This is a genomic window from Bifidobacterium catenulatum PV20-2 (assembly GCF_000800455.1).
Taxonomy (GTDB): domain Bacteria; phylum Actinomycetota; class Actinomycetes; order Actinomycetales; family Bifidobacteriaceae; genus Bifidobacterium; species Bifidobacterium kashiwanohense_A.
Map to the genome: position 1 here is coordinate 1380898 of NZ_CP007456.1, position 25572 is coordinate 1406469.

Sequence of the window (25572 nt, forward strand, 5' to 3'; positions counted from 1 at the left end):
CGATATTAAAAGGCCAGGAAACACGCCGAGTCAGGCGGTGATCGACTCACTTCCTTGCTCTGACCCTGCACCGCCAAGCACATTCTGCAACATCTCGTTATACAGGTCAGCAACAGAAAGCCCATGCATCGCCAACCAAATCACGGCCAAGGTGTACAGCACGTTGATGATCACCGCGGCGAGAGCCAAGCCATGCCCTTTCATATGGAGTTTCTTGGTACGCCACATCGAAATCGCGCCGACCAACGCGGGAAGGACTGGCACCGGCATCAGCACGGCAAACACGAGGGACATGATCGCATAGGCATCCCAATGGCCGTATGCGGGGTTCTGTCGGGGATCGTTGAGATCCAGATTCGGCAGATAGGGCATATTGCCCCGTTGCGGATATTGGTTCGGATCACACGGATTTGGCCCGTACGGATTAGCACCGTATGGATTCTGTTGTCCGTTCGCATTGTATGGGGGCATCGGCTGTTGCCTATTTGGAGGGTATTGCCCCGTTTGGTATTGCACATTCTGCTGCTGGACGGAATCCGCAGGTTGCGGTTCAGGTTCAGGTTCAGGCGCACCGTACACGTATGGATCGTAGCCAGCTGGCAGCTGGCTGCTCATCGCGCCATATTCGGGTTGGCTGATTTGACCATACTCCGGCTGTGAAGGCGCAGCGCCATCAGAAGATGACGAAACCGGAGCAGCATCAGCCGTCTCCTGACGCTCGTCGGTGTTGTTCGGCTGATACGGTTCCGGTTCGTTCATAATCATCCTCTGTTCTTGGGAAGGTCGGGATCAGGCGCGCAGCTGCGCACCCAGTTTGGACGCTTCATCCACAATACGCTTGCGGATGGCTTCGCTGTCTTCGGAAGCGAGAGTCTTATCCGGAGCGCGGAACGTGACCGCGTAGGCCAAGGACTTTTCGCCTTCGCCCAGCTGATCGCCGGTGTACACATCGAACAGTTCAATACTTTCAAGACTGTCTCCGGCGGCTTCGACGACGACTTGCCTGAGTTCAGCGGCCGTAACGTCGGTGGACACCGTGAAAGCCAGGTCCTGCTTGACCGGCGGGAAGGTGGAGATCGGCTTGGCCTGCACCGGCTTGCCACTCAACGTGGCGAACAGCGCGGTCAAATCCAATTCAAAGGCCGCGGAATGGGCCGGGAAGCCCAACGCCTCGTTGATGTGCGGGTGAAGCTCGCCGACCATGCCGACGAATACGTCACCAGCCATCACGCGGGCCGCACGACCCGGATGCCATTGCGCCGGCACATCTCCAGCCTTCGGCTGATCCAGCGTGAGAGCTGCACCAATACGGTCGGAGATGCGCTGCACCGCCTCAACGGCATCAGACCAATCCACTGCGCGGCGGTCGCCCAGCCAACCGGAGTCAACGGCGTTTCCGGTCAGAATGCCAGCGACATGCATCGGCTGATCCGGAAGACCGGCATCAAGCGCGGCAAGCTGCTCGTCCGTCGGCTTGACGGCACCCGGCAGCGCCGGAATCGCCGGAGCGTTCGGATCCCACAGATACACGTGGCCGATCTCATACAGCGACACATTCTCCACGCCGCGACGCAGATTGCGCTGAACGGTCTGTGCCAGCGTTGGAATAATGTCACGACGCAGGAACGGACGATCACCGGCGAGCGGGTTGGCGATCTCCACGCTGATGTTCTTCGTCTCAGCGGCGTCCAACGCGAAGTTCTTGTAATCCTCATCGCCGACGAATGGATAGCTCAACGTTTCCACCATGCCGTATTCGGCAAGTTCATCGGCAACCTGACGCTTACGCAGCTGCTCAGCAGTCAGACCGACCCTGCCTTCGACCGGTGCCGGCGGCACGGTGACGGGAATCTCGTCATATCCGACAAGACGTGCCACTTCCTCAACCAGATCGCACGGCTCGTTCAAGTCGGGGCGCCAACTCGGAGGCACCACGGAAAACTCGCCGTTGCCGCCTCCTGCGACAGAGCAACCGATATCGGTAAGAATGTCGCTGATGGTGTTCACGTCCGTATCAAGTCCGGCCACACGAGCCACTTCCGAAGCTTTGAACAGGATCGGACGGCGGTTAGAGACGGTATTGAAGTCGGTCGGGTGCTCGCTCGGCTCGCCATTGCCGTACTTAACCATCAGTTCGGCCGCCATCTGGGCGGCTGCCGGCTGCAGCTGGTCGTCCACACCGCGTTCGAAACGACGGGAGGCTTCAGACGGAATCTTGTGACGGCGTGCGGAACGCGCGATCGACACCTGATCGAAGTGCGCGGATTCCAGCAGGATGTTCTTGGTCTCAGCGGTAACCTCGCCGTACAGACCACCCATGACGCCGGCGATGCCGAGCACACGGGAACCGCGCTCACCGTTCGGGGAATCGGTGATCAGCAGATCTTCGACGCTCAGATCATGGTCCTTGCCATCCAGTGTGGTGAGTTTCTCACCCTCATTGGCGCGGCGCACCACAATCGGTCCTTCGATCTTATCCAGATCGTAGGCGTGCATCGGCTGTCCCAAGTCGAGCATCACATAGTTGGTGATGTCTACAGCCAAGGAGATGGAACGCATGCCTGCACGGGCCAGACGGCGACGCATCCAGTTCGGCGTATGGCTGGCCGGATCGAAGCCCTTGACCGCGCGAGCGTAATAGCGATCGCATCCAACCACACCGTGAATCGGATTATTGTCGTCGACGATCACTTCGATATCGGTCTTGGTGCCTTCCGGCAGACCCTTAGTGATCGGCGCCTTCTCATTCAGAGCGACAGCAGGATCAGTGTAGGCGGCACCGGTGGAATGATGGTATTCGCGAGACACGCCACGGTATGAGAACGCGTAGCCGCGATCCGGAGTGATGTTGATCTCCAGCAGCGGCTCATCCAAGTGCAGCAGGTGCATGGCGTCGTCGCCCGGCTGGAGCTTCTCATACTCTTCCGGGGTGAAGCCGTACTTACGCAACAGGATGATTCCATCATGGTTATCGCCCAAACCAAGCTCACGCTCGGAAGCGCACATTCCGTTGGAGATATGACCGTAGGTCTTGCGCGGCTCGATCTTAAAATCGCCCGGAAGCACAGCGCCGGGAAGCGTCACGACGACCTTCTCGCCTGCGGCCATGTTCGGAGCGCCGCAGATGATGCCGCGCGGCACCTTGTTGCCGTTCTCATCGGTTTCGTTGTATTCGTCACCGACGTCGACATGGCACCAGTTGATGATCTTGCCGTTCTTCTGCGGTTCCGGAGTGGCATCGACCACGTAGCCGACGACGATCGGACCAACCAGCTGGGAGGTGTGAATCTCTTCCTCTTCGAGACCGACCTTCACCAGATCCTTGGCAAGCTGTTCGTACGTAAGGCCTTCCGGAACCTCGACGTGGTCCTTGAGCCAATCAATGTCAACCATTGGCATGGGTCAATCACTCCCCCATCACAAACTGTTCGCTGAATCGCACGTCGCCTTCGACCAGGTCGTGCATGTCGTTGATGTCATGGCGCAGCAGCAGGGTACGCTCCACGCCGACGCCGAAGGCGAAGCCAGTGTAGACCTCGGGATCGAGGCCTGCGGACTTCAGCACGTTCGGGTTGACCATGCCGCAGCCGCCCCATTCAAGCCAGCCTGCGCCACCCTTCTTATCGGGGAACCACAGGTCGAGTTCGGCGCTCGGCTCGGTGAACGGGAAATAGCTCGGGCGCAGACGGGTCTTGGCTTCCGGACCGAACATGGCCACGGCAAGCTTATCGAGCACGCCCTTCAGATCGGCCATGGTCAGATGCTTGTCGACCGCAAGAGCCTCCACCTGGTGGAACACCGGCGTATGGGTGGCGTCGAGCTCATCGGTGCGGAACACACGGCCTGGGCATGCGATGTACAGCGGCACGCCACGGGTGAGCAGACCACGCACCTGATCGGAGGAGGTCTGGGTGCGCAGCACCATGTTGGATCCGACGAAGCCTGCGGCGTCCTTGGCCTGATTGCCCTTGACGTAGAAGGTATCCTGCATCTGACGTGCCGGATGATCGGGGCCGAAGTTCAGCGCGTCGAAGTCGTACCATTCGGTTTCCACTTCAGGACCGTCGGAGATCTGCCAGCCCATGGAGATGAAGAAGTCTTCGACATCCTCCATCAGCTTCGGCAACGGATGGCGCGCGCCAAGCGGCTTGCGATTGACCGGAAGGGTCATGTCCACGGTTTCGGCGGCAAGCGCACGGGCCTCTTCCTCGGCCTTGACCTGCTGTTCCTTGGTTCCATACGCACGACCGAAGTCGGCGCGCAGCTTGCCCATGATCTTGCCGGCGTCTTTCTTCTGGTCCTTCGGCAGCGCGCCGATGGCCTTGCTTGCCTGCGTCATCGCGGATTCCGCTCCGGCGTACTGCGTCTTGATGGCTTTTAATTCCTCCATGCTGGAGGCGTTTTCGATTTTCGCGATGCCCTCGGCAACCGCATCGGTTACCGCTTGGGCGTCGAATACCGCACCTTCTGCCACGAGATACCTTTCTCATTTCCCGTTTGTTTTACGCGAAAAACGCGCAATTTCAACGTTTTCCGACTTTACATTCTTTCAACATGACTCGACATAGCCAAGCTCAGCAGCATTACCGCCGAACTGGTGCCGAGGTTCAAGGATTCCGCTTTGCCATAGAGCGGTATGGACACGATCCTATCGGTTCGTTCCAAAACTTCCCTGGTCAATCCGCGCGCCTCATTGCCGAACAACACGGCTTTGGCTCCGGCAAGCGTTTCCGGCGCGGCGATTACATCCGTCAAGGATTCCGGCTGTCGGGAATCCGTACCGTATACATCGGCTGCATACACTGCCAACTCGTGAGTATCGCACCATGCGAAGAAGTCGTCCGTTCCCATGGTCAGAATCGGAAGGTGGAACAGTGATCCCGCGGTGGAGCGGATCACTTTCGGATTGAACACGTCCACGCAGTCGTCTACCAATACCACAGTGGAGCAACCGGCTGCATCGGCGGAACGGATCACGGTTCCGGCGTTACCGGGATCTCGGACCTGCCAAAACGCGGCGACCATCGCGTGTTCGTCAAAATCACTTGGAGCGGCGGATGCATCAAGGAAAGCTTGCATGTCCGCTACAGCAAGCACGCCTTGCGCATCGGCGCTCATACGGTGCATCACCGCATGAGTGACCTTGTGCACATACGCGCCGGCCTGCATGGCCTTGCCCGCCATCTGCGCGACGACAGGTGTCGCAAACGAGGCATCGGGCTGTGCCGACTCGACCTCAACGTAGAGATCCTCGACAATCCCCGGATGCCACGCCAGCAGCTCACGCACCGACTGCGGACCTTCTACCATGAAACGGCCGGACCGTTTCCGCCCTTTTCGATCGACGAGTTCGGACACACGGCGAACGCGCTCCGACTTGGGATTCGCAATGACTTCGGATTTTATAGGCATACGCGTTAGCCTAACACCATTGCCGCAATGAATACCCCGTCCATGTCGCATTTTTAATTCAGAAAACTTTCAGATTCATTCCAGCTTCAATCGCAGCGGACCAGCCAGAGGGCGCAGTTCGGTCGCGATATACAGGGTCAGGCAAATGATTTCAACGACTCTGCCGGCTCGCAGGATTCCAATACCGATAACAATTCCCCGGATTCGCAGCAGCCCGGCAACGCACAGGACGATGCCCCGCCCCAACCACAACAGGGCGGCAAACGTGTATTGCGGAACATCAACCATGACTTCCATGCCGACAAGGTACATGCCATCACCGGACCTTCCGACGCTGGCAAAACCACTATGATCGCTGATTTCCAAGCTTACCAATCCCACGGAGGGAAAAGTATTGTGCAACGGCAGCGATCTGGCGCAGCAGGATCGCTACCTCTTCACCTTGCCCCGTATGCGACATGTCATGAATTTGGCAGGTCGAGTACGGTGCTTTTGCACATCCATGAAAGACATGCACAGCTTGCGAGTGTTTTTCGCCACTTTCGATTGGTTTGCGAGCATCAGTTCGTTACACTGATTATCTGATTATTGTCTGATTGCGGTTGGGCGTGCGACATCATCCCATGAATGTTGGAGGTACAAGCATGAACGTCACGGTGTATTTAGGAGCTCACGAAGGCAACAACCCCGTATACAAGCAGGCCGTGGTGGAACTGGCCATATGGATTGCCGAGAACGGGCACCGTTTGGTGTATGGCGGTTCCGACGAGGGGCTGATGGCGGTCGTCGCCGACACGGTGCTTGAGCATGGCGGCGAGGTGACCGGCATCGAAGCGCAGATGTTCGTGGACAAGGGCGTCGCGCATAAGAATCTGACCCAGCTCGCCATCGTGCCGAACATCACCGAACGGCGCACGCGCATGATCGAGCTTGGCGACGCGTTCATCGCCTTCCCAGGCGGCACGGGAACGTTGGAGGAGATCAGCGAGGTCGTGTCGAAAGTCTGTCTTGACCAGTTGACGCAGCCTTGCATTTTCTATAATCTCAACGGTTTCTACGATGATATGAAGACGTTGCTGCAACGCATGATCGATGACGGTTTTTCCACACGGGAACGCCAGCATGGTATCTATTTCGCTTCGAATCTTGCCGAGATAGAGCATATTATCGCCATGCACAAGGCATAGGCGGCTCAGTCAGGTCGTTTTTATTCGACAGGTCTTTTTCAAAGAAAACGGGAATGCCCAAACGACCCTCATAGTCGGCCGGAATATCCTCCAACCGGCCCACGCACAACGCATCCACCAGATCAAACCGCCGCAGACCCGCCACCGTGCCAGTCGGTTCCAGCCCGGGTTTCAAGACCGGTAGATTCGTATACCAGAGACAGTTGCCCAACCTGTCCCCACGTCCGTCATGCGTAAACAGCATCTCCCCCGTCGCATAACCGAACCGTATCCGCCCTGATACGAATAATGAGAGTACCGCATCCGTCTTCGCCGCATGCACAGCGCCTAATACGAGAAACCGTTTCGCATGAGCCGCCGCCCGTGTTTCGTCAACATCACCCTCTTGAGACCAAGTTCGAAAATGGTCGGCACCATGAACATCTCGTTTGTCCTGCTGTACATTTTCCTCGGCGGCGTGTTCCTATTCTCCGCCTATTCGCTCTGGAAGAAAGACAAAAATTACTACATGAGAATAATCCCTACGATATACCTTGCAGTGCAAAGGCAAGGTATATTTGTGGGAAACGAGTAATCACTATGCATGAACGGCGCATGTCGCCAAGGAGATGGTTTCGACATGGACAAGGATTTCCTTGCGATTTTTAATGCCATAAAGGCTGATGGGGCGAATGCAGACTACACCAAGCGCGGCATCGATCCGCTCTACTCCGTCGGGGCTGGCGCTCGCATCGTGATCATCGGGCAGGCACCAGGCTCGGTGGCGGAAGAGACGCGCATCCCCTGGAACGACAAGTCAGGAGAGCGTCTACGCGATTGGCTGGGTGTTTCTCGCGAGACGTTTTATAATCCTGAGCGGGTGGCGCTTCTCCCCATGGACTTTTATTTTCCGGGACATGGCAGGTCGGGCGATCTACCGCCGCGCAAGGGATTCGCCGAGCAGTGGCATCCTGCACTCTTGGCGCTCATGCCCAATGTTCGGCTCACTGTGCTTGTAGGCGCGTATGCCGTCCGCAGGTACCTGCATCTCAAGAATTCGGACAGCATTACAACCGTGGTGCGCGATTATGACGCCTATCTCGGCCGGGGATTCTTCCCTTTGGTGCATCCGTCGCCGCGCAACCAGCTATGGATGAGCAGGAATCCTTGGTTCGAGGCCGAGACCTTGCCTGCACTCAAGGCACAGGTCAACGCGGCGCTTGAACAGAGGTAAGTGGTTACGAAATCATCTGTGACGATAACTTCCAGCCATACAAGGAGGTTCATTCATGCAGAGAAGGACGAGCCTCCCGTCTGCCGCGCGTGCTATTGGAAGGCGTGGCTCCGCGACCAGAACAGGATGCTCCTGGGGGCGCCGCTCGGGAGGAGAAGCAGATGCCGCGACGCCGAGGAGGCGAGAGCGTTCGCGAATGACTATGGCTATGACCTCGTCAGTCTTCTGGTGCCCGGCATGAACTGCGCCCCGATTGTTGGACGCTGTTTATTAGGATACAGGCTCAGACCACGGTGGACGCTCTCCGGAATTCCTCCGGGGTGTGTCCACCGAGTCGTGTCTAGCGTCGCTTGGTGTTCCAGTGGATGATGCATGATCGACGATGGCTTCTCCACGGGGGAACGCCAGCATGGTATCTATTTCGCTTCGAATCTTGCCGAGATAGAGCATATTATCGCCATGCACAAGGCATAGGCGGCTCAGTCAGGTCGTTTTTATTCGACAGGTCTTTTTCAAGAAAACGAGAACGCCCCGAACCATGACTGTCCATGGTTCGGGGCGTTCCAACGTCACTTAGACTCAGCGCATCCGATCAAAAATCAGATGTGGAAGTACAGCTCATACTCCAGCGGAGTCGGAGCCAAGCGAGCCTGGTCGATTTCGCCACGCTTGATGCCAATCCAGGTTTCGATCAGGTCGTCGGTGAAGACGTCGCCTGCAGTGAGGAAGTCGTGATCTTCCTCAAGGGCATCCATGGCCTCGGCCAGGGAGCTCGGAACCTGCTTGATGCCTGCGTGCTCTTCCGGCGGCAGCTCGTACAGATCCTTGTCGACCGGCTCCGGCGGTTCGATGTGGTTCAGGATGCCATCCAAGCCTGCCATCAGCTGTGCGGAGAAGGCGAGGAACGGGTTGCAGGACGGATCCGGAGCGCGGAACTCGATGCGCTTTGCAGCCGGGGAAGTGCCGGCCAGCGGAATACGGATAGCGGCGGAACGGTTGCGTGCGGAGTACACCAGATTGACCGGCGCTTCGAAGCCCGGAACCAGACGGTGATAGGAGTTCAGGGACGGGTTGGTGAAGGCAAGCACGGAGGAGGAGTGCTTGATCAGGCCGCCGATGTACCAGCGGGCGAGGTCGGACAGACCACCGTAGTTCTTCTCATCGTAGAACAGCGGCTTGCCGTCCTTCCACAGGGACTGGTGGCAGTGCATGCCAGTACCGTTGTCGCCTGCGATCGGCTTCGGCATGAAGGTTGCAGCCTTACCTGCCAGAGCGGCGGTCTCGTGAACGACGTACTTGTACTTCATCAAGTCATCGCCTGCGTGCTGCAGGGAGTTGAAGCGGTAGTTGATCTCCTGCTGGCCAGCGCCGGCGACCTCGTGATGGGAACGCTCGAGGATCAGGCCGACCTTCTGCAGATTGGCGACCATGTCATCGCGCAGATCCTGAGTGTGGTCGATCGGCGGGACCGGGAAGTAGCCGCGCTTGACGCGGTTCTTGAATGCGATGTTCGGAGTGCCGTCATCTTCGGTGTCGACGCCGGAGTTCCACGGAGCTTCGATGGAGTCAACCTCGTAGAAGGAGCGCTGCATGCTGTTCTCGAAGCGCACCTTGTCGAAGATGAAGAACTCGGCTTCCGGAGCGAAGGAAGCGGTGTCGGCGATGCCGGTGGACTTCAGGTAGGCCTCGGCCTTGCCTGCAACCTGACGCGGATCGCGGGAGTACGGCTCGTCGGTCAGCGGGTCAACGATGGAGAAGGCCACGTCGAGGGTCTTGTGCTTACGGAACGGATCGACGAATGCGGTGGAAACATCCGGCACCAACTTCATATCGGACTCGTTGATGGCCTGGAAGCCTTCCACGGAGGAACCATCGAACGGCATGCCATCGGTGAAGGCGTCCTTCAGGAATTCGCTTGCCGGCACGGTGAAGTGCTGCTGAACACCGATCAGATCAGTGAAGCGAACGGAGACATACTCGATGCCTTCCTTGTTGATAAGGGCCTCAGCATCAGCCTTGGTTTCAAGTGCAGTCACGGGACCGCTCCTTTCGAATAAGTAACTTACAGGCTCTTAGTCTAGGAACGTGCGTTTCGCTCACTCGCCACTTGGGTTACGAGAATGTTTCGTGATGACATATTCCAAGGATGATTTCGCGGAAAACTGGGGTTCAATTGTTACGAACGCTCATATTCGCTTGCGCAAAACCGTTCAATTTGTGGACATTCGTGTCGTCGCACCGTCCGCAACGCCAGTTCTTTTCCAAGCAATACCCTTACGCAGGCTCATGAAACGATGAGATAAAAAAGAACCTCGATTGCATATCAATCGAGGTTCCTGCACGTTATACCGAATTGTCAATCCCAAGCATCAGCGGCCGCGCATGGCACGACGGCTGACACGCTGCGGATGCATCGGGTCGACACCCTTCGGAATGCCCATACCATTCTTCATCTGCAGAGTGCGCAGACGCTCGTTGAGAACGCTCAACTCAGTTTTGGTGAGTATGAAACGGCTCTTCGGATGGATGGCGGCCACCAGCTTGTTCTTGTGGTGGGTCGGCAGGTAGCTCTTGCAGTTGAGCACGGTCTTACGCAGGTTCTTCAGGCTCGTCTGGTTCTTACCCTGACCGACGTAGATGCGGTAGACGGGAATATCGGATCCGGCGGTCACGCCCTTGATGTTCTGTTCCTGACGATCCATGGCACGCTTGACACGGCCGTATTCGCCTTCGCCCAACAGATAAATACCGTTGTAGCCGGTACCGCGCCAGATGGCGTCCTTGGTCTTCGGATCAACCCACACCGGTTCCTGCGGGAAGTTGAAGCCAGCCTTGTTGATGTTGCCGAGCACGCTGATGGCGGCACCCTGACGACCTTCAAGCTTGGCGTATCCAACCTTGTCGGCACGGTTGGTGAGCATCATGGTGGCGAACAGCAGACCAAGCATGACGGCCAGGATCATAGATGTGATCCATCCGATCACCGACCACTTGAATACGATGCCAAGTACCACGAACACGATGATCGGTGCCATGAACACGGCTCCGCACAGCCACGGAAGAGTCTTGTCTTCGGCATGGGTGTACTTGAAGATCTGAATGATCTGTTTGATGGTGCTCTGCTTCTTCTTTGGCTCTTCTTTGTCTGCCATCGACTTCCTCACTTAGCTATGCGGTTACTCACACTGGAACGGTAGTTTATCAGGAACCATGCCATATCGCATGATTTCCGCTGTTTCCCCTTTATTGACGAGAATTATCGGGTGTGCAAAGGCCTGCCATCCGCTTTGAGCAGCGCCTCTCCGAACGATTCGCTGAACGTAGGATGCGGGTGAATGAGCCTTGCCGCATCGGCAAGCGGTACATGGTTACCGACCAGCTGTTCGGCTTCCGCGATCAGATCGCTGGCTATCGGACTGACGATGTGCACGCCAAGCACAAGAGGAACGTCGGGAGCGTCAGCCATCGCACCGCTGACGATGGTCATGGATCCGCCCTCCCCACTCATGAGCATACGCGAGTTGGACAGCATCGGATATGCGGTTTCCTGCGGATCGACAATGGTGTCACATGATTTCGCCTCGCCGAGCGTAAGCCCGACGCTTGCCGCCTCGGGGAAGGAAAACACGACTTGCGGCACGGTTTCGTCGATGACAGGTTTGGGATCAAGTCCCGCGATGGTTTCGGCGATGGTGATACCCTGCTCGAACGCACGGTGCGCCAAGGCATGCCCCGGCGTGATATCTCCCAAAGCCCATACGCCTTCCACGTTCGTGCGCCCGTACGCATCGGTCAGAACATAGCCACGTTCATCCAATGCGATGCCGTTGGATGCGAACCAGTCGGCATCGGTGTTCGGCATGCGGCCGATGGCAGCAAGCACCACTTCGCCATACGCGGTGCGCTCCTCAACGTCATCACCCTGCCTGTAGTGCACGGTAGCACCCAAGTTCGCTCCGGTGTCCACATGACTCACCGACGTGCGCGCCACCACATCCACGCCACGGCGTTTGAGCTCACGAGTCAACGTCATCGAAGCCCGCCTCTCCCAAGACGACAGCACGCGGTCCTTGCGAATGAGCAAGGTCACCTCGCATCCCGACGCGTTCCACAATGATGCGAATTCCAACGCCACCGCGCCAGCGCCGATAATCACCGCGCTGGATGGGAACGCGTCCAATTCCAGAGCCTGCGTCGAATCAATCAACGCTCCGGAAAACGGATCGTCAGGCAACGGCAGCGGGCGCGAACCGGTCGCGAGAACAATATCGCCGCCTGCGATCGTAAGTTTCGATCCTACAGGTTCCCCTACTCCCGCCTTGATGGAACGCAGAACCTGCGTCTCTCCCAAGGCCGGCGCAACATGCACCTCATGACCATTTTTCAGCTGTGCCTCGCCACGGAACACGGTGACGCCACGGTGCGACAGCAATCCCGCCAATCCCTTCGTCATCGTCTCCACCGTGGACATACGGAAGTCACGCAACCTGCCGAAGTCAATGCTCTGCAACGCTACATTGATGCCCATACGCTCCGCCTGACGTACGTTCTCCACACTATGCGCGGCCGTCAGCAACGCCTTCGATGGAATGCACCCGCGATTGAGGCAAGTGCCTCCCAACGTGTCGTCGCGTTCGACCAATGCCACCGTTTTGCCAAGTTGGGCAGCGCGTAGTGCCGTGGAATATCCGCCCGGTCCCGCTCCGATGATGACGATGTCGAAATGCAGTTCAGTCATGCCTGTCCTCGTTGATTCGTGCGTTATAACTGGTTCCATGGTAATGGAAAAGCCGCCGGTTTTCGCCGACGACTTGAAAAAACGATGGCCGCGATTCCCGGCAGGAGCCGATCACTCCGGCCAGTGTCCACGCTTATCGTAACGCGGCTTCGGCAGACGCCAACGGCGCATCTGGATCGCACGGCTCCACGCATAGGAACCAGAACGCATGCCCTTGGCCACGGATTGCTCGCCGAACTTCTCAATGAGCTTCTTCTTGAGCTTACGCCACATGATCACCACGTCAATGATCACCGCAAACAGGTACACATACATGAGCATCATCAACGGCAATGCCAACGCAGGCCACTGATATGTCACAAAAATCGAACCGATCAGAATGACGAACGCAATCGGAATGAAGAACTCACCGAGGTTAAAACGAGCATCGACGTAGTCACGGATGTAAATGCGCCATGGCAGACGCTCTGCCTTCGGCATGTGGTTGATGTCGCCCTTCTGCATGGCATCGTATTCGGCGTTTTCACGTTCGCGCATACGCGCCTTGGCGGCCTTACGGCTCGCCTCGCGATCCTTGGGAACCAACGGGCGAAGATTCTGCGCCTGAGCATCCTTGCGCTTCGGCGTCGGACGACCCTTGCCAGAAGTATTTTCTGCAGCCTTGGTCTCGACAGGCTCCTGCGCCGTCTCTTCCTTCTTGTTAAACAAACTCATGCCTATAGAGCGTAAAGTGACGTATCGACGCCTTGGCCCTGCCCTGTCAACAATTGGACGCGCCGATTGAGACCGATACAATGGTCATTCGTTACACGCATATGATCACGCTGCGTTGTTGTATGGCAGCGCGTCTTTGTAAGGAGCAATATGGCAGCTTTACCTGTCGAAGAAGTTCGATCACGAGTCGAAGCGGATTTTGACCGCATCGTCAACGTGCTTAACAAGAAAATCGCATTACAGTCCATTTCGGCAAAAGGCATCACCGCGGATCATATGAAACGATCCGCCGAATTTGTGGCCGAAGAGCTCAACAAGGTCGGCGTAAACGCCCAAGTGGTGCAGTCCCACAATCCTAATGGCACCCCGGGCGCTTGGGAAGTCATTGGTTCTAAGATTGTCAATGAGGATGCACCGACCGTGCTTCTGTACGCGCATCACGATGTACAGCCGGTACCCGACGCCAGCGCATGGAACACCGACCCGTTCGTCGGCACTGTAATCGACACCCGCCTGTACGGGCGCGGCGCGGCCGACGATGGCGGCGGCATCGCCATCCATTCAGGCGCATTGCAGGCCCTCGGCGACGATCTGAAAGTCAACATCAAAGTCTTCGTCGAGGGCGAAGAGGAAATGGGCTCACCAAGCTTCATTCCCTTCATCGAAGAACACAAAGACGAATTTGACTCCGATGTGATCATCGTCGCAGACTCGGGCAACTGGTCCGCGGAAATCCCCTCCCTTACCACATCACTTCGCGGCAACACCGACATCGACGTGCATGTCAAGGCATTGCATCACCCAGTGCACTCCGGCCAGTACGGCGGACCGATCCTCGATGCGAACACGCTCGCAGCCATGCTGATCGCCTCCATGTACGACGAACACGGTGATCTGGCGGTACCGGGCGTCGCCTCAGAAGATCCAATCGGCGGACTGCAACGAGACATGGACGAGACAGCCGTGCGTACGGACGCCGGCATCGTCGATTCCTACCGTCTGGCCGGCACCGGTTCTTTGGCCGCACGCCTGTGGACCAAACCAAGCGTGACCGTCATCGGTTTTGACGCGCATCCGGTGGAAGGATCCTTCAATGTGATCTCCCCTGAAACAACGTTCCGCCTCAGCCTACGCACCGCCCCGAACCAGCGTCCGGAAGAGGCCCAGGAGGCGCTTGCCGCATTCATGGTCGAGCATGCCCCGTTCGGTGCCGAGGTGTGGGTCGACAAGCTCGATAATGGCATGGGCTGGGCCATGGATCCGAATGCCGAAGCCACCAAGGATGCCATGGAAGCCATGGAAGAGGCTTTTGGCGTGGCTCCTGTCAACAAGGGTGAAGGCGGTTCGATTCCGTTCATTCCGGAATTGCAGCGTATTTTCCCGAAGGCCCAAGTCTTGGTTACCGGACCGGAGGATCCGAAGGCCAACGCGCATAGCCCGAACGAGTCCATCAGCCTGCCCAGTCTGAAGAACAACGTGATCACCGAGGCGCTGCTGCTCGACAAGCTCGCCAAGTAGCGGATGCCACGCTTTTTTTAAAAAACATACAAAAAGGACGTTCCATTCCGTGCAACGAATGAAACGTCCTTTTTGTAATCGCCGCAAATCCAACAATCTCGCGCTATGAGATCATGTGTTCAATCAATTGCCGGTACCGGTGAAAGCCCAATGCCAGTAGCCCGTGAAGTAAGCGCAAGACAACGCGATCACTGGCACTGCCACACAAATCGCATAAAACAGCCAGTCGACGGCATGCAAACGTGATTCCCGAGCCTGGCTACGTGGAGCATCCGATCCGAAAGCACGCGCCTCCATGGCGGTGGCAAGTTTCGTGCCACGTCGAATTGACACAACCAATAGGCTGAACGCCTGGGAAAACACGCGCTTGATGGCGCTACCGTCGCCCAGGCCACGAGAGCGGCGGGATTGTCCAAGCGCACGCCAATCATCCTGCAGCAACGTAAACATGCGCATGCCAGCCAAGCCGCCATATACGAATCGTGACGGCAAATGCAGAATCTGCACCAAACCATCAGCCAGATCGGTCGGGTCAAGGCCAAGCGCGAGGATCACGCCGGGAACGGCAATGGCCGCCACACGTAGGAACGTGGCCAACGCCAAATACAACGATCCCTGCGAGATCACAATGACATTGCCAAGATTGATCAGCACGACACCGGAGGTTTTGCCATACAATGCCACGGAAATGAAGCTTCCCGAAGCTGCGACCCATACCGGCCAGGTTTTACGAAGCACCGTCCATGGAGCGACGCCTCCAATCCAGAGCAGCAGCATCTCCAACGCGAACGCCACCGATGCGGAAACCACGTCCAACGTCACGAACATGGGAATGCACAATATCAGTGCACCGATGAAACGACTGACCGGATTAATCTTCGCTACAAACCATGACGGCGACGCCGGCTTGGCGTCATCATGACGTTCCTTATGCGGCACCACGCTGATGGTTTCCAACTGTTCCATCTCACTCCCCCTCGCTTACGAGAATGCGACGCGCACCCAGCGCTTCGATCAACGGCTCGTCATGAGTGACCATGATGACGGAACAGCCCGCGTCGCGCGCGCCCGCTATCAGCCTGACCATTTCCGTCCATGTGGTGAAATCCTGACCGAACGTCGGCTCATCCATCACCAACACCTTCGGCGCCGCGGCAAGCATGGACGCCACGGAAAGGCGACGCTTCTCGCCGCCGGATAACGTGAATGGATTGGCTGGGGCGAACCGTTTGAGGTTCAGCCGTTCCAGCATCATATCGGCGATGGCGTAGGCCTCGTCATCGGTTTTCCCCATGGATTTAGGGCCGACTGCCACTTCGTCGCGCACACTGGACGTGACGAACTGGTGTTCCGGCTCTTGGAACACCATGCCGATTCGCCCAAGAAGATCCCTGCTTTTCCATGTGAAGACGTTGTTCTCCCTATGCGCGGGAACCATGCTTTCATCCATACTTACCCGACCGGAAATCGGCTCGAGCAAGCCAGCCAAAGTCAAAGCAAGCGTGGATTTCCCCACACCGTTTTTGCCGGTCAGGGCGGTAATCTCGCCGGCACGGAACGCGAGGTTCACATGCTCGCCAAGCGCGAATTCACGTCCGAAGCTGAGATCCTCGGTTCGCAGAACAACATTTCCCGACGATTGATTGGATTCGGGAATATGGCTTTCGACAGTGCGCCCCGGAACCCAGGCACCGCCTTTTGCTAACACCGTCGCCATGCTGCCAAACACTTCTTCCGGAGTGCCGTCGGCAATGACTCCGCTGACATGCGAATCGGCTTCCGGCTTGCCAAGCACAATGACGCGATCCACCAAATCAAGCCATACGTCGATATGATGCTCCACCACCACCAAGGTTTCATGGGTTCGGTCGAGCACATCACGTACCGCATCATGCACTTCCTTGACGCCTTCCGGATCAAGGTTGGCGGTCGGCTCATCAAGCAACAGCAGCCCGGGATGCATGGCGAGTACGCCAGCCAAAGCCAGACGTTGACGCTGCCCGCCAGAAAGCCTGCGCGTGGAGCGATCGAGCTTCATATAGCCAAGTCCAACAATGTCGAGTGAGGAACGGACCCTGCTCCAAATCTCATCTTTTGGCAGATTCAGATTTTCACAACCAAAAGCGGTATCGTCTCCCACACGTTCCAGAATCGTCTGTGCATCGGGGTCCTGCAATACCAATCCTGAGCGCCCACGCGAATGGCGGGCATCTGTTCCGTCGATCAGCAGCTCACCCTCGAGTTCGCCTTCATCATCACCGCCGAGCACGCCGGCAAGACCGGCCATCAACGTCGATTTTCCGGCACCGGAAGCACCCAACAGCAATACGCGCTCCCCTGGCTGTATGGTGAAGTCCACATGCCTTAACGCAAAATCCTTACGTGAGGCATGTCGCCATCCCCAATCGCGTGCGACCACCCCGGCTGCGGAAAACGATTTTTCTGCATCAGTACCCATGAATCGTTCTTTCATTCCTTTTGCATTTGGCGTTCGTAAGGCGAACACGCATCAAAGAAGTCCCGTATCCACCCACCGTGAATGCGATACGGGACTTCACAAACGAATCGTCAGACCAGAGTCTGCGCACGACCGGATTCGAAACGGTCGAGCACGCCTGTTTTGGCGATGGCCTGATGCAGCAGATACATCAGGACTCCAGCCACCAAAGCGCCGGAAACAATGGAAGTGACGCAGTTGACGGCAATACGCAAGCCTGCCCAGGCGGGGTTTGCGTTCCAGTTGTAGAGGAAGCATCCCAAACCGGCGAGGGTGCCGGAAATGGTGGCCGACAGCAAATCCCAACGCTTGTATGCGAAAATCGCAAAGCCGATTTCGGCAGTGAGACCTTGGCAGATGCCAATGATCAGGGAACCGCCGATGCCCCAGGGATTGCCCATGGCGAGTTCTATAGCGGCAGCAAGGGTTTCGGCGAACAGCGCAGCTCCAGGCTTTCGCACAATAAGGGCGGCCAGAGGTCCTGCAAATAGCCAGATGCCGTTCAGTAGGCCTTCGAAGCCAGGCGTCACCGCTTCGAACAGCGTGATTGGAGCCGCGCAGATAACATCCCAGCCCCAGAAAATCACACCAGCTGCAACCGCGATGATGGCGGCCACAACGATATCAACGACTCGCCATTTGTTGTTGTGCTTCTTCACCGCGGAAGATTCATTTACGGTCATGAATGTGCCTTTCTTTATGTCAAGGCACGGGAAAAGAGAGACGTCCGTGCGCCGGCATTACCCGGTATACGTTCATACGGTCGAAGCGTTTGCTTCCTCTCAGCCATACGGCCCCCGTGTCTGCGCTTGATACTACACAAGGCACAAGATTTTCACAAGGGCTGTTTCATTTTCGCTTCGTTTCCGGCATAGAACACGCTCGGATTTTTGCAATGGCCTGTCTTCACGGGTTTCCCTCCCGTACTGAATGCAGCACGGAAACACGGTTCCATAGAGTTTTACAGAGGTCTGCACATCAATGATTCAGCTAGGTTCCTGAATGTCTCGCCAATACCGTCGGCACGTAACGAGCCATCCTCATTCAGCACGGCCGGGCGTCCGTCCTCACCAGTCTCCCGCAATTCCGGTTCCAGTGGAAGCTGAGCGAGCAAAGGAACGTCATAGCCGAGGCTTTCGGTCAGCTGTTCCGATACGCGCGTACCACCGCCTTCGCCGAAAATCCGCAGACGTTCACCCTTATGCTCGTAATAGCTCATGTTCTCTACGACGCCGCGCACTTTCATCGGCACCTGCAGCGCCACCAAGCCGGAGCGTACTGCGATGTCGGATGCGGACGGCTGCGGCGTGGTGATCACCACCAGTTCCGCATTCGGCAGGGCCTGGGCCACGGAAATCGCCATATCGCCGGTGCCCGGAGCCAAGTCAAGCAGAAGCACGTCGGGCTCGCCCCACCACACATCCGAAAGGAATTGTTCGAGCGAACGCTGCAGTCTCGGCCCTCTCCAAAGGATCGCACGATCGGCGCCCGCGAACATGCCGATGGAAATCAGTTTCACCCCCCAAGCGGTGACGGGCATGAGCATACCATTCAGATTGGTGGGTTGCGCATGCACGCCGAACAGTCGCGGCAGCGAGAACCCGTAGATGTCGGCGTCAATGGCGGCCGTATCATAACCGAGCGCCGCGAAAGTGGCGGCAAGATTCGCGGTGACGGACGATTTGCCGACACCGCCTTTGCCGGATGCTATGGCGAAAATACGGGTTTTGATGCCCGGCTTATTAAAGGGGTTCTGCTTGCGATCGGCTTTGAGACCTGCAACGAGTTGGGTGAGCTTGTCTTGGCTCATGGATCCGACTTCGATACGCGGCAGCAGCGTCGCATCCGGGTAGGATGCCACCGCTCCGTTGATTTGGTTGGTGATGGTCTGCGATAATGGGCAGCCTTCCACCGTCAGCTCGACTTCCACACGGACTTCGTAAGTGTTCGTTTTGCCTTCCACCGGTATCGCATCGATGGCTGCGATCATGCCCAGATCGGTCACGGACCGCCCCAGCTCGGGATCGATCACTTTGCTGAGTCGCTCATAGATGCGCGCTTCAATGGTACGCTCGTCGGTCATGGTTCCTCCTTTAACCGCGTACCAGACTAGCGTCTTGAGGCGCGGCATGCCAGAGCTTTCTTGCGATTATGTTGCCAGCTTGACGTTCCGACGTCACACCGTTCCGTTTTCCAGCAGTATTTTGAACTGGTCCTCGTTTAACATGGGAACGCCTAATTCCTCTGCCTTGGCGGCCTTGGCGCCGGCGTTTTCGCCAACGACCACCCAATCGGTTTTTTTGCTGACGGATCCTGAGGCTCTTCCACCGCGGGAGATAATCGCTTCTTTGGCGGAGTCACGCGAAAAATCAATCAACGAACCGGTGACGACCACTGTCTTGCCTTCAAGCGTCTGCGGTAGTGTACTGATTTCAGCCTGCTCCACGCCGACTCCAGCAGCCTTCCATGCTTCCAACACCATGCCACGCCAATCGCCTGATTCCTTGGCCGATGCGAACCACGTGACCACCGATTCCGCGATTTCCGGACCGATGCCGTCTATCTGAGACAGTTCGTCCACACTGGCGCGTTCGATGGCGTCAAGCGATCCGAACGTATTGGCGATAACACGTGCCGTGGGCGGGCCGAGGCGCCGGATCGACAGGGCTACAAGCACACGCCATAAGTCGGCGTGGCGTGCCTTGTCCATTTCGTCAAGCATTTTCCTTGTGTTTTCCGCAGGACGTATATATACCGGCTGCACGCTGGATGCTCCGGAACGAGATACCTTGGTTTCCTCTCGGACTACTATGGCATCCTCAGGCACGTCATATCCGGGATATTCCGAGGATTCATCGACTTCGTCCTTACGCTTTCTCGCCGCTGTCGGAGTTGTCCAAAACGCCGGGACCTGATGCCATAGGCCTGATCCGCCGATACGTTTGCGCGTTTTTTTCGGCTTACCGTTCTTGCCGACGGTTTCGTGGATTTCGATGATTGGCGCTTCTCGCCATACGCGAACATCCTGCAGGTCGGAGGCTTTCAGCGAGAACAGGCCGGCCTCACTGGACAACACCGGCGTTTGCCGGGCCGGCAGTTCCAGCCCTTCCACCGGCTCGTACGGTTCGGGCTCCTGCCCCGGTGCCACTACGATTTCGGTGATGTTCGGCGCGTAGGTCGCCACCGAATCGGGGCGATCCTCTTCTGGATTCGTCAACGCGATGGCCGATTGGTCACCCAGATGTTCGATATCGAACGCCTTTCTGGATGCCAGGTTGATGATGCGTTCGGTTAACTGTGCCGGGCAGGACTCCACGTTCGGACAGCGGATGTCCTTGTCCCCCTCTTTGGCTGGAGCGAGTTGTGCCCCACAGCTCGGGCAATGCGAAGGCATCACGAAACGGCGCAGCTGGTCTTCGCACCCTTCTCTACGCTCCAACACTGGACCTACAAGTTCGGGAATCACATCGCCTGCCTTGCGCACCACAACGGTGTCGCCGATAAGCACGCCTTTACGTTCCACCTCGAACGGATTGTGCAAAGTGGTTCTCGACACTGTTGAACCCGCAACATATACGGGCTTCAGAATGGCCACCGGTGTCACGCGGCCGGTACGACCCACTTGCACGGTGATGTCGAGCAACTCCGTGTTGACTTCCTCCGGCGGATACTTGTAGGCGATGGCCCAACGTGGCGCACGCGAGGTCGCGCCCAGCGACCGCTGCAACCCCAGATCGTCCACTTTCACGACAATGCCGTCGAGCGCATGCTCGATGTCACCGCGATGCTCACCGTAATAGTCGATCATGTCGAGGATTTGGCTGAATGTGGTGACTTCACGATTGTGCGGAGAGACCGGTATACCCCACTTCTTGTATAGCTCGTACGCCTCGGATTGGTTGTTGACGATATCGTGGCCGTCGCCTCGTTTGGCGCCCCATTGGAGCGTGCCGATACCGTGCGCGTAGAAACTGAGCCTTCTGGTGGAGGTGATGCGCGGGTCTTTCTGACGCAGGCTTCCTGCGGCCGCGTTGCGCGGATTGGCGAAAGGCGCGCGTCCCGCATCCTCGCTTTCCCTGTTGAGCGTGTTGAAATCATCCCATCGCATGAAAACCTCGCCGCGAATCTCCACGAATTCAGGAATATCCTCCTCTGGCCCGGCAAGATTCTGTGGAATGGTGGAGATGGTGCGCACATTGAGTGTGATATCTTCGCCAGTCACACCGTCGCCTCTGGTCAGGCCCTGTTCAAGCACGCCATTATGGTAGATGAGATTGAGCGCAAGCCCGTCAATCTTCACTTCGCAGGTCATTGGCAGGGGCTTCGTGTCCGGCCAATCAAGACCTCGGATGACACTGTCATACCATTCGCGTAATTCCTCAAGCGAAAAGACATCGTCAAGACTCATCATGCGTGACGGGTGACGCACTGATGCGAAATCATTGGAGAAGGTGCCCCCAACACGATGCGTCGGCGATTGCGTGGAGTCGAGGGATGGAAACTGCGCTTCCAAAGCCTGTAGGCAGCGCATTCTCGCATCGTAGGCCGCATCAGATGAGACCGGCGCATCATCAATATAGTATGCGATCTGATCGGATTCCACCCATGCTGCCACTCGCGCCCACAATCGTGCCGCGGCTTCGGCGCTCATCGATGAAACGTCGATCCTGTCCAGTCGCATGGCGTCCGCATCTGTCGGCTGCAATGCGGCGATCCACTGTTCGCTTCCCGGCGCATATGAGGCGGCTCCCTCGTCTGCCGACACGGGCGTCGACGTGCCCATGGCGCCGCCATCCGTTTCGGGAGCGTCAAAATCCCATGCGAGCTGTTCGGAATCGTCATGCCTTGTCATTGTCACTACCTTGTCAACATTTTTCGATGTGCTTTCAGTGCTGTCGGTCGGCGACGCTTCGAACAGTATCGCACAAATGTTCGACTAACGTGCCGTCGACGCTGAATTGTTCGCCCCGGATAGTGCCGGTCAGTTGTTCAACGACCTCAGGAACTGCATCTGCACCACATCGGCACCGTCGCGCTCCTCATCATCCATCCTTGAAGCGGCAACCGAAAGCGTACGTGCCGGCACGAACATGCCCTCGTCCACGCAGACTCGCGCGGCCTTGCGTACCAAGGATGCAACCTGTGTGTTGGGCCATACCGGCAGTCCAGCCTGCGTAAGCACATGCATGGCTTCCGACACATTGGTAGGCACCGGAATGCACTGCGACTGCGCGCGTCCGATCAATTCCTGAAGCTCACCTTCCAACATGGCGATTCGCCCGGGGGCAATCTCCTCGCTCATGATGTACGCGGCGGCCGCGATATCGAAGTGGTCGCACATCCATTCCGCATAGGCGAGTCTGTAATAGGCGAATGACGCATCCTCACGGTCAAGCGCGACGTGCAACGCGTTGAGGCAAGCCGCTCTGGCCGGATCCCAATCCTCGGCGCGCGCCAGTTGAACCGCCAACTTGAGATGGGAAAGCGGATAGGCCGGCGCGTATCGCACCATCGCGTTGAGATGCGGCAGCGCGGCCTTGACGCCTTTGACCTGTGCGAGCACGTCGGCTAGTTCCATATGCGCATAGAACAGGTTGTCAGGGATAAGCACGGTACGTTCGCCTTCCGTGGCAAACATACGGTTATAGATGACACGTTCCGCATACGAGTTGAAATACCGTGGCACGCCCGGATTCGAAGCGAACAGCTGATCCATTCGTCCCAGCGCTGCTTCGACCAATTCCACGCTCTGATCGACCTGCCCGGAAAACAGCAGGTCCCTCGCCTTGATGCGTTCCGCATCGAGCTCGCCGGCCACGCGGAACGAGAAATCCGGCGTGTCCTTGCCATCGATAAGAGCGCTTGTCACTTGCGGAGCCAAGGCCGTTAACTCAGGGTCGGCGATGGCGTTGATGATGTCCATGGCCTGCTTCGCTTTGGCTACCGACTCCAGAAGGGGATCCTGCGCGATCCTATGGAATTCACCAACCGCGCGCTGCAGCAGGTCCACACGCTGGATGGACAGCCCCGACATGTCGCGGCAGCCGAACAGTTGCGCCGTATCATGGTCGAATGTAACATCGGAAAGCTCGGGCTCCTCTTGGCTTCCCGCCGGAGAGAAACGGCTGTCACGCAGGTTGAGCGCGGCATCCACCGGCTTCAACGCTCCAAGACCATCCACATCCATTTCCGCATCGAACATGCGGTACGTGCCTGTCGGATCAGACAGTCCGCACTCACCCAACCGTTCCATGAACTCGCTTCTGGTAAAGGTGACCGTCACCAGATTGCGCACGGTCGGATTCTTGCGAAGCTGGCTCAACGGATCGTCATCATCCCCGTCGAAATCGTTATAGCCGATCAGACCAGCATCAAGACCATCATGCGTGAGATGCTCGGAATCGCTCTCCTCGCCGGTGGACTCGTTTGCGGCTTCGTCAGGAACCGCAAACGTCATCTCGTCGAAGTCGATATCCTTCATCAGAGCCTCGAACTGGCTGTTCAGCGAATCGTCCGCATCTTCACCGTCACCGCCATCGGCACCCAAGTCAGCGGTTTTCGGCGTCACCGGCCGAGACGGATCCCCATGGAAATCGCCGTCCTTTGGATCGGCTTTGGATCCGGAAACGCCCATATCTCCGGTACGGATTCGTTCGAATGCGGTCAACGCCTCGCTCATCAGCTCGCTGATGGCGGAATCCTGCTCGGCCACGGCCTCTTCCAAACCAATCGAATCGATATGCATCGATACGCGCTGGATGCCTGGATCAGCACCGAAACTCAACGCGGCCATCATCAGTCCGACACGTAGATTGTAGTCCGCGCTCATGCGAGCGCGTTCGGCGTCCGTCATGTCCACCCATGCATGGCGTGTCGCATCGTATCTGGTGGACGGCATCATGGAAACACCTGCGGAAGTGAATCCGATCGCCATATTGCCGTCCTTGAGGCTGCATCGGAAATCCACGTCGAAACGGTATGGAAGACGCATGCTGCGCAGCAGCCGGGACATTGTCTGGCGGTACACCCATTCCGAACCGCCTTCGCCGCCTAAGGCGACGCCGTCCGTGCCACCCTTCGTGTTTTCGGCGATGGAACGTCTGGTTTCCGAGGCGATGTCCACCAGACGCATGACGGCCTGCACGCCATCATCCTGTTGGGAGTCGAGGATTGCACCGAATTCGTCATCCGGTTTCAATGCGATCAACGCCGGATTTTCCAGCAGCGCCATGTCGATCTGCGCCGCTTCGGCTCGTGTCACGGTGTCTTCCGTGGGGAGTCTGCCGATACGGGCGTTGCGTTCCAACCATGAGCTGACTGCGGCGAAACGGTTGAGATTGCCTTCGATGTTCAACGCACGCAACGATGCCGAGAATGGCAATGTGGAATCCCATGCGAAGAAGTAGCAGCCGGAGTAGCTGGACGTGTACAGATGCAGCGGTTCCGCACCATGCACGGCCTCAAGGCCTTGGTCTTTGTCGAGCGCGCCGGCCTCGCGCATGAGGTCGGCGAAATAGTCCTCGAGTCCGGAGGCGCGCATGCCGTGCGAGCGGGCACTCATCGTGTCTCTGATGGATCGGCGGATCGCGCCCATCGGCGCTTCTCTGTTGAGCCTGCGGAAGATGTTGCCCGTGCCGAATCCTACGAGTAGTCCGTTCATTTGCGGCAGCATGTAGGCCGCGAAGAACGCGATGGCGATGGCGTCGCGATATTCCAGGTCGAATCGCATGGCTTCCGGCAGGTTGGCGCGCATCTGTTCAAGCGTGTAGCGGTTGCCGACTTTGAGCCAGGATGCTAGCCACATCATGCGTCCTTCGGGCATGCGCCCTACGACACCGCCTTGTGATGCGCGCACCATTTTTGGCGTGCCGTTCGCGGAATGCCCGAATCGTGGGCCATCCGGCAAAGTGAGGGTCTCCTCCTTGACGAAGATGAAGCGTGGGTCCAGTTCCTGCATGTCCATTTCGGGATCAGTGCCCGCGAAGACGCGTGCTTTGCTGTCGGCGAGCGCGATTTGTGCGAAGTGGTTGGTGTCGGTGAATAGGCCAATGGAGAAGGCTTTGCCTTGGGTTTGCGGTAGTTGCGCCCAGCCGAGTTGGAGTGTGTTTGGTACGCCTTCGAAGCCTTTGATGATGTGTCGTTTGATGAGTGGGTTGAGTTTGATGGCGTTGCGGGTGAGTTCGTCGATGATGTCGTCTGGTGTGTCGAGGGCTTTGCCGAAGGGGTTGGTGTCGGTGGCGTTGTGGGGGTGTTTGTTGTGGTTGATGAGTTGTCGTACCCCTTGCATGGCGTG

Annotated in this window: 19 protein-coding genes and 1 riboswitch; of the genes, 3 read left to right on the forward strand and 16 right to left on the reverse strand. The window is 57.5% G+C overall.

Annotated elements, in window-relative coordinates; genetic code table 11:
- Nucleotides 1-30: 30 nt before the first annotated feature.
- The 5 genes from AH68_RS06160 to AH68_RS10755 form a co-directional block, all read right to left on the reverse strand.
- Entirely contained in the window at nt 31-765 is a 735-nt protein-coding gene (locus AH68_RS06160) for a DUF4190 domain-containing protein (RefSeq protein ID WP_081995895.1), read from the reverse strand.
- A 24-nt stretch (nt 766-789) separates the two neighbouring features.
- Nucleotides 790-3399, reverse strand: a complete 2610-nt coding sequence (gene pheT / locus AH68_RS06165; RefSeq protein ID WP_144245712.1) for a phenylalanine--tRNA ligase subunit beta — start codon at nt 3397-3399, stop codon at nt 790-792.
- Between the two features lie 7 nt (nt 3400-3406).
- Complete coding sequence (gene pheS / locus AH68_RS06170) at nt 3407-4474, reverse strand: phenylalanine--tRNA ligase subunit alpha (RefSeq protein ID WP_004222372.1); 1068 nt, start codon at nt 4472-4474, stop codon at nt 3407-3409.
- 65 nt (nt 4475-4539) lie between these two features.
- Nucleotides 4540-5412, reverse strand: a complete 873-nt coding sequence (locus tag AH68_RS06175) for a TrmH family RNA methyltransferase (protein WP_039198571.1) — start codon at nt 5410-5412, stop codon at nt 4540-4542.
- 75 nt (nt 5413-5487) lie between these two features.
- Complete coding sequence (locus tag AH68_RS10755; protein ID WP_158332984.1) at nt 5488-5778, reverse strand: hypothetical protein; 291 nt, start codon at nt 5776-5778, stop codon at nt 5488-5490.
- Between the two features lie 278 nt (nt 5779-6056).
- Between AH68_RS10755 and AH68_RS06185 the strand changes: the two genes are divergently transcribed.
- Complete coding sequence (locus AH68_RS06185; RefSeq protein ID WP_039198577.1) at nt 6057-6599, forward strand: LOG family protein; 543 nt, start codon at nt 6057-6059, stop codon at nt 6597-6599.
- Here the strand turns inward: AH68_RS06185 and AH68_RS11265 are convergent.
- Complete coding sequence (locus AH68_RS11265) at nt 6577-6921, reverse strand: adenine-specific methyltransferase EcoRI family protein (RefSeq protein WP_081995896.1); 345 nt, start codon at nt 6919-6921, stop codon at nt 6577-6579. The two genes, AH68_RS06185 and AH68_RS11265, sit on opposite strands and share 23 nt — an antisense overlap.
- Before the next feature lie 297 nt (nt 6922-7218).
- Here AH68_RS11265 and AH68_RS06195 point away from each other — a divergent pair, with 297 nt between their 5' ends.
- A complete protein-coding gene (locus AH68_RS06195; protein ID WP_039198582.1) occupies nt 7219-7812 on the forward strand; it encodes a uracil-DNA glycosylase family protein in 594 nt (197 codons plus the stop codon).
- Between the two features lie 599 nt (nt 7813-8411).
- On the opposite strand, the gene glnA is transcribed toward AH68_RS06195, so the two are convergent.
- The 4 genes from glnA to AH68_RS06215 all read right to left on the reverse strand — a co-directional run bounded on the left by glnA (nt 8412) and on the right by AH68_RS06215 (nt 13264).
- On the reverse strand, nt 8412-9848 hold the full coding sequence (glnA, locus tag AH68_RS06200; RefSeq protein WP_004222400.1) for a type I glutamate--ammonia ligase: 1437 nt from the start codon (nt 9846-9848) through the stop codon (nt 8412-8414).
- 333 nt (nt 9849-10181) lie between these two features.
- On the reverse strand, nt 10182-10964 hold the full coding sequence (locus AH68_RS06205; RefSeq protein ID WP_039198584.1) for a DUF4191 domain-containing protein: 783 nt from the start codon (nt 10962-10964) through the stop codon (nt 10182-10184).
- A 104-nt stretch (nt 10965-11068) separates the two neighbouring features.
- A complete protein-coding gene (locus AH68_RS06210) occupies nt 11069-12550 on the reverse strand; it encodes an FAD-dependent oxidoreductase (RefSeq protein ID WP_039198587.1) in 1482 nt (493 codons plus the stop codon).
- 111 nt (nt 12551-12661) lie between these two features.
- A complete protein-coding gene (locus AH68_RS06215; RefSeq protein ID WP_039198589.1) occupies nt 12662-13264 on the reverse strand; it encodes a DUF3043 domain-containing protein in 603 nt (200 codons plus the stop codon).
- 150 nt (nt 13265-13414) lie between these two features.
- Here AH68_RS06215 and AH68_RS06220 point away from each other — a divergent pair, with 150 nt between their 5' ends.
- Nucleotides 13415-14782 (forward strand): dipeptidase, encoded by a 1368-nt coding sequence (locus AH68_RS06220; protein ID WP_039198592.1) that lies wholly within the window; start codon nt 13415-13417, stop codon nt 14780-14782.
- Nucleotides 14783-14905: 123 nt separating this feature from the next.
- On the opposite strand, the gene AH68_RS06225 is transcribed toward AH68_RS06220, so the two are convergent.
- From AH68_RS06225 to AH68_RS06250, 6 genes are all read right to left on the reverse strand, one after another.
- Nucleotides 14906-15748: an energy-coupling factor transporter transmembrane component T family protein gene (locus AH68_RS06225; protein WP_039198594.1), complete on the reverse strand. Its 843-nt coding sequence runs from the start codon at nt 15746-15748 to the stop codon at nt 14906-14908.
- 1 nt (nt 15749) lies between these two features.
- The gene (locus AH68_RS06230) at nt 15750-17255 is read right to left on the reverse strand and encodes an ABC transporter ATP-binding protein (RefSeq protein WP_144245713.1); all 1506 of its coding nucleotides are present in this window, start codon (nt 17253-17255) and stop codon (nt 15750-15752) included.
- A 95-nt stretch (nt 17256-17350) separates the two neighbouring features.
- Complete coding sequence (locus tag AH68_RS06235) at nt 17351-17962, reverse strand: ECF transporter S component (RefSeq protein ID WP_039198598.1); 612 nt, start codon at nt 17960-17962, stop codon at nt 17351-17353.
- A gap of 25 nt (nt 17963-17987) precedes the next feature.
- Nucleotides 17988-18090, reverse strand: a riboswitch (TPP riboswitch).
- Between the two features lie 150 nt (nt 18091-18240).
- Complete coding sequence (locus AH68_RS06240; RefSeq protein ID WP_039198599.1) at nt 18241-19362, reverse strand: Mrp/NBP35 family ATP-binding protein; 1122 nt, start codon at nt 19360-19362, stop codon at nt 18241-18243.
- A gap of 93 nt (nt 19363-19455) precedes the next feature.
- Complete coding sequence (ligA, locus tag AH68_RS06245; protein ID WP_039198602.1) at nt 19456-22131, reverse strand: NAD-dependent DNA ligase LigA; 2676 nt, start codon at nt 22129-22131, stop codon at nt 19456-19458.
- Nucleotides 22132-22260: 129 nt separating this feature from the next.
- Complete coding sequence (locus AH68_RS06250; RefSeq protein ID WP_236682475.1) at nt 22261-25566, reverse strand: tetratricopeptide repeat protein; 3306 nt, start codon at nt 25564-25566, stop codon at nt 22261-22263.
- Nucleotides 25567-25572 lie beyond the last annotated feature (6 nt).